Here is a 10,987-nt window from a genome sequence, read left to right as displayed (position 1 = left end):
CTCAACTCCCTCGCCGACTACCTCACCAAGATCAGGTCCACCACCGACACAACCAGGAAGAAATAACGCTCCGGATTTCAGGCGCATGACACTAGGATGCGGTCATGTCACTCCCGCACGCGATCCTCACCGCCCTCCTCGAGAAGCCGTCGTCGGGGCTGGAGCTGACCCGCCGCTTCGACCGGTCGATCGGCTACTTCTGGTCGGCCACGCATCAGCAGATCTACCGGGAGCTGGGGAAGCTGGAGGAGGCGGGGCACATCCGTGCCCTGCCTGCCCCGCAGCCCACGCGCGGCCAGAGGAAGGAGTACGAGGTTCTGCCCGCGGGCCGCGCGGAGTTGACCACATGGGTGGCCAGGACCGAGGACCCGAAGCCGATCCGGGACGCGCTGCTGCTGCGGATGCGGGCGGCGGCCATGGTCGGGACGGAGGGCCTGGAGGCCGAGCTGCGCCGTCATCTCGCCCTGCACGAGCGACAGTTGGCCGAGTACCTTGACATCGAGAAGCGGCACTTCCCGCCGGATCGGGACTCGGTCGAGGACAGGCTGCGGCATGTCGTGCTGCGGGGCGGGATCGAACTGGAGCGGTTCTGGATCGAGTGGCTGACACACGCGTTGGCGGAACTCGTCCGGCCCGAGGCGGACTGAACCGGGGCTTCGCCTCGGACACCCGTGGGACGTGACCGGTACCGTCCGGGCGGCCCGCATGTCCGCCCTCGAACGCCGGACGAGCTCGGAGCGATCCGGTACCGCGGTGGACCCGGGTATCCGTCCTCAAACGCCGGACAGGCTCACGTTGAGCCCCGCCGGCGGTTGAGGCGCGGGGGGTCGGGAGTGAAATCCCCGAACGGGGTCTGGGGCGCAGCCCCGGGGCGGGATGGGGCGGTGTCCGATATGCGGCTCCGCCGCGGGGCCCGCCGCAGGCGCGACGGGCACGTCGCGACAGGGCCACCACGGCGGGGAGGGTGGCAGTTCGTCGCGTACGACAACGGCGTCGGCGGTCTGCAGAGCGAGGTCCGAGCCGGCGCGGCCCATCGCGACCGAGCAGTGCGCCGCGGCCGGCGCGGGTGCGTCGTCGACGCCGTCGCCGACGACCAGCACCCGCTCCCCCGCCGGATCGAGTACAGCCTCTACGACAATCACGTCGCCCAGCTCCTGGACGAAGCCGTCTACCACACCGAGCATCTACGGCTCGGCGCCCGTGATCTGCCCGCGCGGGCCGGGGATACTGGTCAGTCCTAGATCGACTCGCTGACCACGAGGGGCGGACATCGTGAACCATGCGCAAAGGACAGGCAGTTGGCAGCGGGGCGGCGCGGACGGGCGCCATGCCGTCGTCATCGGGGGAAGCCTCGCGGGACTCCTTGCGGCCCATGTCCTCGCCGAGCACGCCGACAAGGTGACGGTCGTCGAGCGCGACCGCTTCCCCCGGGGCCCGGAACCGCGCTCCGGCGTCCCTCAGGGCCGCCACGCCCATGTGCTGCTGGAGGGCGGCCAGCGCGCTCTGGACTCCCTGCTGCCGGGATTCATGGCCGAGTTGAGGGCGGCAGGCGCACCCCCGGTGGGGATGCCGTCCGACATGGTGCAGTGGCAGACGGGCCGCTGGTTTCCCCGCACGGACCCGACGACGTACATCTACACCGGCTCACGCGCCCAGATCGAGCATCTGGTGCGGCAGCGGGTGCTGGCCAACCCCGTGATCACGACCGTCACTTCGACGGAGGCCGTCGGACTGGCCGGTGACGCCTCCCGCGTACGGGGGGTGCTGCTGCGCGAGCGGGGCGGGACGGCGAAGTCGTCGTCCCGCGAGCAACCGCCCACCCTCGACGCCGACTTGGTCGTGGACGCGTCCGGGCGCGGCTCGCGTGCCGCGCAGTGGCTCAGCGCGATCGGCGCCGAGGCCCCGGAGGAGGAGACCATCGACACCGGCCTCGCCTACGCCTCCCGGGTCTACCGCAACAAAGGCGACAACCTCGGCACCCACGCGCTCGGCTACTACGTCATCCCGAACCCCTCACAGGTGTACGGCGGCGGAGTGCTGCCCCTGGAGGACGGCAACTATCTGGCGGTCCTGTCAGGGGTGCGCGGCCAGGAACCGCCCACGGACGAGGAGGGGTTCACCGCGTTCGCGGCCCGCCTGCCGCACCCCTTCATCCATGAGTGGCTGCTCGAGGCGGAACCGCTGTCTCCGCCCTTCGGCCACCGGTCGGCCTCGAACCTCCGCCGCCGGTACGACCGTCCGGGCCGTCGCCCCGCGGGGTTCCTCGCGACCGGCGACGCGCTGTGCACGTTCAACCCGATCTACGGGCAGGGCATGGCCGTCGCCGCGATGAGCGCCGTGGCGCTGCGCGACACGCTGGCCGATCCACGCCGTACACCCACGACGCGCCGGGTCCAGCAGGCACTGTTCGAGGCGTCGCGCCAGGCCTGGGACATCTCGTCGGGCTCGGACAAGAAGATGCCGGGGGCCATCGGGAACGCACTCGCCACCCGGCCCCTGGACCGGCCCGCCGGCTGGTACCTGAGCCGCGTCCAGGAGCGCTACCCCACCGACCCGGTCGTGGGCCCCGCGTTCCGCTCCGTACTGACGCTGACCTCGCCACTCACGTCGCTCTTCGCGCCGAAGGTGGCGCGGGCCGTACTCCTCCGCCCGGTCGCGGAGACGCCCGATGAGCCCCCGATGACGCGCGGGTCGGCGGCCGGGCCGACGCCACGCGGGGACTGACGGCGCCGGAGCGGCCGCGGTCCCAGGAACGGTCACGGTCACGGTCACGACCGTCGTCGCGGTCGCTCCGCCTCCCGAGTCGGTGGACACGTCCCGAGCCGACACATGATGCGGTCATCCGAATGGCCACGGTACCTTGAGGCGGGATCGAGTCGCGTCGAGGAGGACCATGGCCCGGCTCAGCAGGGCGGAGCTGCAGAAGCGCAACCGCGCGAAGGTGCTGGCCGCCGCGGCGGACGAGTTCGCCGAGCGCGGCTTCCGTGAGGCCAAGGTCGACGCCATCGCCGAACGGGCCGAGCTCACGCGAGGCGCCGTCTACTCCAACTTCCCGGGCAAGCGGGCCCTGTACTTCTCGGTGCTGGCCGACCTCGCCGAGGGCGCGCCCGGTACGACTCCGCCGCCGTCGGTGCGTACCGCCCGAGAGGCGCTCGGTACGTTCGCCCGCGCTTGGACGGCCCGGCTACCACTCGCCGGCGGCGGCGCCGCCGCCGACGAGCCGCACGGCATGGCGCGGCTCGGCACGGAGCTGTTGCCCGAAGTGCTGGCCGACGAGCGGCTTCGCGAGCCGTACGCACAGTTGATGAAGCTGGACGCGATCCTGCTCGGGCTCGCCCTGGAGCAACTGCCGCCTTCCGGTGCGCCGGCGGGCCGGCGGGTGCGGGTGGCCGAGGCCGTACTCACCACCCTGCACGGTGCGGGTCAGCTCTCGGCCGCGGCGCCCGGCTTCGTCGAACCCTTCAACGTCGTAGGAGTCTGCGAGCAGTTGGCCGCCCTCGATCTCGGTGACGCCTGGTGGGCGCCCACGGAATGGTTCGCGCGGGCCCGCCTCGCCGAAGAGCGGTGGTCCCCGCCCGCCGCAACGGACGCCGTCACGGGCGAGCCGGCGCGCCTCACCGACGACGGCGTGATCGCCGTGCTCGGACTGCACCGCCTCGAGGCCGCCGAAGAGGCCCTCCGCGCGGCCCCGTCCGGCACCCCTGTCACCGCGGTCCTGGTCACCGCCGCCGCGGACGAACTCTCCCCCCTCGCCCGTCTTACCGTCGCCGGACTGTCCGCCTGCCTCCGCCAGTCCTTCCCCCGCCCGGCCTGGCCTCGCCTCCAGGTCGTCCACGACCCGTCCGGCACCGTGGCCGCGGCGGCCGGCGTCCCGTCCGTCAGCGACACGACCGAGACCGCGGTGCGCGTCGCAGGGGGCCGGATCATCGCGCGGGCGGAGGGCCGGGGCGCGTGCCATGCGGCGGCGACAGCCGGTGACGCCGTACGACCCGACGCGCACGAAACGCCGCCGTCGGCGTCCCCGTCGGCACAGCGCAACGGTTAGGCCCTGTCCGACGGGTCATGCCCCCACGTCGTACAAGACCGCTGGGCCGTGGCGCGTGAGGGTCCGATCGAGAGTGCCGGCTGGTCCATGGGCCGCGATCATGTCGGACTCTCGACGGTGGCGCCGTCAGGGACGCGCCTGCCGTGCCGCCTCGACCGCGTCCGCGACCTGGTTGTAGAAGCGCGTGTGCGAGCCCGCGCTGCACGGGGCCTCCGGGTTCCAGGGGACGACACGGGCACCGGACGCGGCGGACCGCCATGCCGCTTCGGTGCGCAGGGAGTCGAGCGGGTAGGCATTGGCGCGTACGTCCACGAGGAGGACCTGGGGAGCGAGTCCGGCGACGTCGGACCATTCGGCCGTGAACCAGTTGGTGCTCGGGCCGCCCTGCGGGTCCACCAGATCGAGGCCGAAGCCCGCGAGCTCCCGCAGGTCCGGCCAGGAGTACGGCTTCGCGAGATACCCGCTGTCCGCGGAGGCGGGCGAGACCGCGAGCAGCACCGGACGCGCGTCGGGTGCTCCGGCGGCCGCCAGGTCGCGCAGGCGGGCCTCGGCCCGGGCGAGCGGGCCGGCCATGGCGAGTTCCCCGTCGGCCCCCAGCGCGCGGGCGAGTTCGGCGAAGCGGGCACGGACGGAGGCGAGCGACTGGCTCTGGCCGACGTCGAGGACCACCAGGGGCACGCGCTCCTCGACATGCTTGGCCGCGTCGGGGTCGAGCCCGTACACCTGCGCGCCGCCGTAGGTGACGGCGACGACGAGATCGGGGTCGCCGCGGAGCAACGCGTCGGCGTCGAGCGCGGTGCCGGAGCCGAGATATGCGATGTCGTCGAGCGGTAATCCGCCCGCCTTCACCGGGTCGGGCCCGTCGCCGTCGTGGTTCGACCCGAACAGTCCGGCGGGTCGTATGCCGTGGTCCCAGAGGGTCGCCCCGGCCTGTATGTACGTGACGGCCCTGCGGGGCCGCCGGTCCGCCGTCGCCAAGTGGCCGCGGTCGTCGAGAAACTGCCAGTCCGTCTGCCGCTCCATGATCCGTGCGCTCCTGCCCCTCGCCCACTGGTGCATGCGAGGGGTTTCCTGCCCACGGATCGGGCGGCTGGAACGACGGACCGGTCGCCGCGCGGGGCGGGTCCGGGGACGGCTCCGGGTCAGCGGGCCCCGGCGGGCTCGGGCGCGGTGCCCCGCCAGACGGTCGTGGTGTTGCAGAACTCCTTGATGCCGTGGCCGGACAGCTCGCGCCCGTACCCGGAGCGCTTCACGCCGCCGAACGGCATGGCGGGATGCGATGCCGTCATCCCGTTGACGAACACGCCGCCCGCCTCCAGATCGCGTACGAATCGGGCGACTTCGTTCTCCTCGCGGGTCCACACGTTCGAACTCAGCCCGAAGGGCGAGTCGTTGGCGACCTGCACCGCCTCGTCCAGGTCCGTGACCCGGTACACGGTGGCCACCGGCCCGAAGGTCTCCTCCTGGTGGATCCGCATCTCGGGGGTGATCCAGGTGAGGACGGTCGGAAGGTAGAACCAGCCGTGCGGCTGGTCCCCGGGCCGGCCGGCCCCGCACAGCGCGTGCGCACCGAGGCGCAGGGCGTCGTCGACGAGCTCCTCGAGATCGGTGCGCCCCTGCTCACTGGCGAGGGGGCCGACGTCGGTGGACTCGTCCAGGGGGTCCCCCACCGTGAGCCCTTCCATACGCGCGGTGAACCGCTCGACGAACGTGTCGTACACGTCCTCGTGGACGATGAAGCGCTTGGCCGCGATGCAGGACTGGCCGTTGTTCTGGACGCGCGCGGTGACCGCGGTTCTGGCGGCCTTGTCGACGTCGGCGGACGGCATCACCACGTACGGGTCGCTGCCGCCGAGCTCCAGGACGGTCTTCTTCACCTCGTCACCGGCCACGGACGCGACCGACCGCCCGGCGGGTTCGCTGCCGGTGAGGGTCGCGGCGGCGACCCGTGGGTCGCGCAGGACGCCCTCGACCGCCGCGGAGCCGATCAGCAGGGTCTGGAAGCAGCCGTCGGGGTAGCCCGCCCGGTGGAAGAGATCACCCAGGTAGAGGGCGGTCTGCGGGACGTTCGACGCGTGCTTGAGCAGCCCGGTGTTGCCCGCCATGAGCGCGGGCGCGGCGAACCGTACGACCTGCCAGAGGGGAAAGTTCCACGGCATCACGGCCAGAACGACACCGAGCGGCCGGTAGTGGACGTGGGCCACGGCGGCGCCCGAGTCCTTCACATCGGCATCAGCGACGGGCTCGTCGGCGAGGAGTTCCTCGGCATGGTCGGCGTACCAGCGCATGGCCTTGACGCACTTGGCCGCCTCGGCCCGCGCAGCCGTGATCGGTTTCCCCATCTCGGTGGTCATGGTGCGCGCGATGTCCTCCTGGTCCTCCTCCAGGAGTCCGGCGGCCTTCTTGAGCAGCAGCGCGCGTTCACCGAATCCGGTGGTGCGGTACTGCCGGAACGCCTCGTGGGCGGCGGCCAGGCGGCTCTCGATCGCCTCGGGCCCGAGTGCTTCGAAGGTCTTGAGCGTCTCGCCGGTCGCGGGATTCACCGTGGCGATGGGCATGGCTGTGTCCTCCTTCGGACTCGCATCTACGACCCTGCCGCGCCCCGGGCGGCGACGCAACGCGGCGGGCCCGCGCATCCGGCCCGGCATCCCTCGCCGGAAGCAATCCGGATGTGGCGGACGTGGCGTCCGTCGCCGGGCATGTGCGGTCGCTTCCCCCGAATGGGCGTGGCGCAGCCCGCCGACGTACGCTCGTCAGGTACGGATCACACGCCAGTCACACGCCAGGGAGGCGAACGGCGTGACCGGACATCGCCCGACCGCGCGAACGCCTGTAGGGGCATTGGTGGCGGCCGTGGCCGCGGTGGCTCTGGCGGGCGCCGGCCCGGCCCTCGCGGACGACGACATCGACTCCCTCAGCGCCCAGCAGATCTCCGACCGGGCGAAGAAGGCCATGCTGAGCGCCACGTCGGTGCACGTCAGCACCGAGGGCGATCTTCACCCTGCGGGCTCGGTGAGCAAGCTCGATCTCACGATGGACCGCGACGGGAACTGCGCCGGAACGGTCAGCACGGGCGCGAAGGGGTCCGTCGAGATCATCAAGCGCGGCGACACGGTGTGGATGAAACCGGACGAGCTCTTCTGGAAGAGCCAGGTTCCCGGGTCAGGTCAGCAGGCCGCGGAGCTCTTCAAGGGCCGCTATCTGCGCGGAAGCACGAACGACAGCATGCTCAGAAGCATGGCCGACGTGTGTGACCTCGGCCGTCTCCTGGACTCGATCGCCGACTCCCCGGACACGAAGGTCCCGCTCACCAAGGGCGGGAGGACGAAGGTCGACGGCGTCGACGTCATCGCCGTGACCGGGAAGCGGGCGGGGCGGACGACGACGATGTACGTCGCCACCGAGGGCAAGCCCTATCCCGTGAAGCTGGAGACGACGGCGGGGTCGGCCAGGGCGAGCATCACCCTTTCCGCGTACAACGAGCCGGTTCCGTCCGCCACTCCCCCGGCGGACAAGTCCGTCGACATTTCCCGGCTGCCGGAGCCGGAGAACTGAGCCGGTCCCGCCTGCCTCGGCCCTTCGGGAGCGATGGCGGCGGCGTGAAGCCGGCAGCAGACTCGACGCCATGTCGGGCAAGCAGAGCGCTGGTCTCCTTCTCTTCCGGGTCGACGGCCCTGGCGTCGAGGTCCTGATCGGGCACATGGGCGGTCCTTTCTGGGCGGCCCGTGACGCGGGCGCGTGGTCGATCCCCAAGGGCGAGTACGGCCCCGATGAGGAGCCGGAGGCCGCCGCGCGCCGGGAGTTCGAGGAGGAGCTCGGACTGCCCGTGCCCGACGGGGACCCCGTATCGCTCGGCGAGAGCCGCCAGCCCGGCGGCAAGGTCGTCACCATCTGGGCGGTCGAGGGCGATCTCGACCCGGACCGGGTGGTACCAGGCACTTTCACCATGGAGTGGCCGCCGCGGTCCGGCGTGCTGAGCGAGTTCCCGGAGGTCGACCGGGTCGGCTGGTTCTCCCTGGAGCGGGCGGCGCAGCTGCTCGTCCCGGGCCAGCGGATCTTTCTGGACCGCCTCGGCCACCACATACGCGACGGCCGCTGACAGCGGCCGCGCCCGAACCGAAGGAAATCCCCCGTGCCCCAAAGTTCCAAGGCGGTCGCCACCGCCTGCGCGGCAGTGCTGGCCGCCACCGTTCTCCCCGCAACCGCCTCCGCCTCCACCCGTACGTACTACGAGGGTTCGGTGAGCGCGGCGGACCTACTGGCCGAGGTCAGGAACTGCGACCGAATATCGGACGGCCGGTACCGAATAGACGAGGACGAACCCGCCGACGTCCCGGTGTGCGGCACGAGCGATGCCGTGTTCTGGGAAGCGGACATGGACATCGATTGCGACGGGTGGCCCACGAGGGAGTGCAACAGCGACGTGGACCCGTACTTCCAGTCCGAGACCGCGTACTCGGACTCCGAGGGAGATCCTCTCAGCTCCGAGCATGTGCCCTTCATCGTCGTCCCTGGCGCCAGCTCGCGCTGGGACTACAGCGACTCCGGCATACGCGGCGGCAGCGTCGCGGCCGTCATCTACCGCGGCAGGGTGGTGTACGCGGTGGTCGGGGACGTCGGACCGAGCAACATCATCGGCGAGGCCTCGTGGGCCACGGCCGACGCGCTGGGCATAGATCCCGATCCGCAGACCGGCGGCGTCAACTCCGGTGTCACGTACATCGTGTTCCGCGATTCGCGCGTCTCACCGATCGAGTCCCACGGGTCGGCTGTCACGCTGGGTAACCAGTTGGCGCGCGAGTTCGTCGGTCGCTGATGACCGGCACCCCGATGACGATGAGAGTACGGATTCGCTGCGACGACGAAGGGATGGACCATGCTGGGTGAGAGCAAGGCCTTCAGCGGCTTCTCGGTCGACGACATCGAGAAGGCGAAGCAGTTCTACGGCGGCACGCTCGGCCTGCGCGTCTCCGAGGAGAACGGACTGCTCACCCTGCACCTCGCCGGGGACACGAACGTGCTCGTGTACCCGAAGGAACAGCACACGCCCGCGACGTTCACCATCCTCAACTTCCCGGTGGACGACGTCGACAAGGCCGTCGGCGAACTCGTCGCGCGCGGTGTGACGTTCGAGCGCTACGAGGGCTTCCAGCAGGACGAGAAGGGCATCAACCGGGGCGAGGGCCCGGCGATCGCCTGGTTCAAGGATCCGGCGGGCAACATTCTGTCCGTGCTCCAGATGTAGCCGGCAACCCGGCCATGGACCCCGTGGAGGCTCTCGACCGGATCGCGTTCCTGCTGGAGCGTTCCGGCGCTCCGACGTACCGGGTACGGGCCTTCCGTACGGCGTCGGCGGCGGTCACCGCACTCGGTGAGGACGAGGTCCGCGAGCGCGCCGCGTCCGGCTCGCTGGAGGCGGTGCGGGGTCTCGGGCCCAAGACCGCACAGGTCGTGCGGGAGGCCCTGGCCGGGGAGGTGCCCGCGTATCTGCGGCGGCTCGAGGAGGAGTCGGGCGCGCAGCCCGTCCCGGGCGATGCCGGGACGCGGCTGCGCGCCGCGCTGCGCGGCGACTGCCATCTGCACTCCGACTGGTCGGACGGCGGCAGCCCGATCGAGGCGATGGGCAGGGCCGCGGCTGCCCTCGGCCACGAATGGGCCGTGCTCACCGATCACTCGCCGCGGCTGACGGTCGCGCGCGGGCTGACGGCGGAGCGGCTGCGGGAACAGCTGGACGTCGTGGGGGAACTGAACCGCACCTGGGCGCCGTTCCGGCTGCTGACCGGGATCGAGTGCGACATCCTGCCGGACGGCTCGCTGGACCAGGAGCCGGAGCTCCTGGACCGGCTGGATCTGGTGGTGGCGTCGGTGCACTCCAAACTCCGCATGGAGGCGCGGCCGATGACCAGGCGCATGATCGCTGCGGTCGCGAATCCGCTGGTGGATGTGCTGGGACACTGCACCGGGCGGTTGCTGACGGGGCGGGGCAGGCCGGAGTCGGAGTTCGACGCCGAGCAGGTGTTCGCGGCGTGTGCCGAGTACGGGACGGCGGTGGAGATCAACAGCCGTCCGGAGCGGCTGGATCCGCCGCGGCGGCTGCTACGGCGGGCTGTCGATGCGGGGGCTCTGTTCGCGATCGACACGGACGCCCACGCTCCCGGGCAGCTGGACTGGCAGATCAACGGCTGCGCGCGGGCGGAGGAGTGCGGGGTGCCCGACGCGCGGGTGATCAACACGTGGTCCGCGGACGAGCTGCTGAACTGGACGCGGACCGGCGAGCCGCCGGCGGAGCGCTGAACGGCCACCCTGGGCTCGGCCGCCTGGTGGCGCTGAACGCCCACCCTGGGCGGGGCCGCCTGGTGGCGCTGAACGCCCACCCTGGGCGGGGCCGCCTTTGGGGCTCGGGGCGGGCACCCCAGGGCGTGGCCGCCACCCGGAGGATGCTCTGCCCGTGCTGTGCGGGGCGGGAGGTGGGACCTTGGAGAGGGAGACCCCAGTGCGAGAGAGGACGGGGATCACCGTGACCGCGACGGACAAGCACGGCGAGGAAGTATCGGTGCAGCTCAGCGGCGCACCGGAGGATGCGGACGCCGTCTTCGGCGCGCTGCTCGCGGCGTACCCCTGCGACCGGGACGCCGAGGAGCACCCGCACCGGCTGGGCCGGGGCAGCCACCCCACGATCTGGATGGCCACCTATGACGTGTCGCCCGCCGACACGGCCGGACCGGTGGCCGCCACCAAGCTCGGCGCGCCCGTGGCGGCGGAGCTGTCCGGGTCGTATCCGGCGGTGGACCGGCTGACCAAGGCGCTCACCTCGGGCTTCGCGGTCGAGGTGGAGCACTCGGTGTCGGGTGACGGGGAGAAGCAGCTGCGGCTGCTCCTCGACTCGCCGTCGGCCAAGGGCGCCTGACCTGGGCGTGCTGCTGCGGCGGGGCATGGGAGGAA

The 10,987-nt window shown here is 71.8% G+C and carries 12 protein-coding genes; 10 read left to right on the top strand and 2 right to left on the bottom strand.

Annotation, left to right across the window (positions count from 1 at the left end; genetic code table 11):
* The first annotated feature begins 104 nt into the window (after nucleotides 1–104).
* The 4 genes from ACWCXB_RS26765 (at nucleotide 105) to ACWCXB_RS26750 (ending at nucleotide 4,045) form a co-directional block, all read left to right on the top strand.
* Nucleotides 105–647, top strand: coding sequence for a PadR family transcriptional regulator (locus ACWCXB_RS26765; protein WP_450726225.1), 543 nt, complete (start codon nucleotides 105–107; stop codon nucleotides 645–647).
* A 237-nt stretch (nucleotides 648–884) separates the two neighbouring features.
* A complete protein-coding gene (locus ACWCXB_RS26760; RefSeq protein ID WP_450726223.1) occupies nucleotides 885–1,241 on the top strand; it encodes a hypothetical protein in 357 nt (118 codons plus the stop codon).
* A 31-nt stretch (nucleotides 1,242–1,272) separates the two neighbouring features.
* Nucleotides 1,273–2,724 (top strand): FAD-dependent oxidoreductase, encoded by a 1,452-nt coding sequence (locus ACWCXB_RS26755; protein ID WP_450726221.1) that lies wholly within the window; start codon nucleotides 1,273–1,275, stop codon nucleotides 2,722–2,724.
* 169 nt (nucleotides 2,725–2,893) lie between these two features.
* Complete coding sequence (locus ACWCXB_RS26750; RefSeq protein WP_450726219.1) at nucleotides 2,894–4,045, top strand: TetR/AcrR family transcriptional regulator; 1,152 nt, start codon at nucleotides 2,894–2,896, stop codon at nucleotides 4,043–4,045.
* A gap of 126 nt (nucleotides 4,046–4,171) precedes the next feature.
* Here the strand turns inward: ACWCXB_RS26750 and ACWCXB_RS26745 are convergent, their stop codons facing one another.
* Both ACWCXB_RS26745 and ACWCXB_RS26740 read right to left on the bottom strand, forming a co-directional pair.
* Nucleotides 4,172–5,068, bottom strand: coding sequence for an ABC transporter substrate-binding protein (locus ACWCXB_RS26745; RefSeq protein ID WP_450726217.1), 897 nt, complete (start codon nucleotides 5,066–5,068; stop codon nucleotides 4,172–4,174).
* Nucleotides 5,069–5,187: 119 nt separating this feature from the next.
* Complete coding sequence (locus tag ACWCXB_RS26740; protein ID WP_450726216.1) at nucleotides 5,188–6,603, bottom strand: NADP-dependent succinic semialdehyde dehydrogenase; 1,416 nt, start codon at nucleotides 6,601–6,603, stop codon at nucleotides 5,188–5,190.
* A 241-nt stretch (nucleotides 6,604–6,844) separates the two neighbouring features.
* Here ACWCXB_RS26740 and ACWCXB_RS26735 point away from each other — a divergent pair, with 241 nt between their 5' ends.
* From ACWCXB_RS26735 to ACWCXB_RS26710, 6 genes are all read left to right on the top strand, one after another.
* The gene (locus tag ACWCXB_RS26735) at nucleotides 6,845–7,600 is read left to right on the top strand and encodes a hypothetical protein (protein WP_450726214.1); all 756 of its coding nucleotides are present in this window, start codon (nucleotides 6,845–6,847) and stop codon (nucleotides 7,598–7,600) included.
* Between the two features lie 70 nt (nucleotides 7,601–7,670).
* Nucleotides 7,671–8,144, top strand: a complete 474-nt coding sequence (locus ACWCXB_RS26730) for an NUDIX domain-containing protein (protein ID WP_450726212.1) — start codon at nucleotides 7,671–7,673, stop codon at nucleotides 8,142–8,144.
* Nucleotides 8,145–8,177: 33 nt separating this feature from the next.
* Entirely contained in the window at nucleotides 8,178–8,861 is a 684-nt protein-coding gene (locus ACWCXB_RS26725) for a glycoside hydrolase family 75 protein (RefSeq protein WP_450726210.1), read from the top strand.
* 60 nt (nucleotides 8,862–8,921) lie between these two features.
* Entirely contained in the window at nucleotides 8,922–9,290 is a 369-nt protein-coding gene (locus tag ACWCXB_RS26720) for a VOC family protein (protein WP_450726209.1), read from the top strand.
* 14 nt (nucleotides 9,291–9,304) lie between these two features.
* Nucleotides 9,305–10,339: a PHP domain-containing protein gene (locus tag ACWCXB_RS26715; protein WP_450726207.1), complete on the top strand. Its 1,035-nt coding sequence runs from the start codon at nucleotides 9,305–9,307 to the stop codon at nucleotides 10,337–10,339.
* 199 nt (nucleotides 10,340–10,538) lie between these two features.
* Nucleotides 10,539–10,952 carry a hypothetical protein gene (locus tag ACWCXB_RS26710; protein WP_450726205.1) on the top strand — a complete coding sequence of 138 codons (414 nt, stop codon included), beginning with the start codon at nucleotides 10,539–10,541 and terminating at the stop codon, nucleotides 10,950–10,952.
* Nucleotides 10,953–10,987 lie beyond the last annotated feature (35 nt).

It is taken from the genome of Streptomyces sp. NPDC001514, from assembly GCF_053597075.1.
Note: the sequence above shows the minus strand (reverse complement) of the source record. Positions and strands in the feature narration are given on the sequence as shown.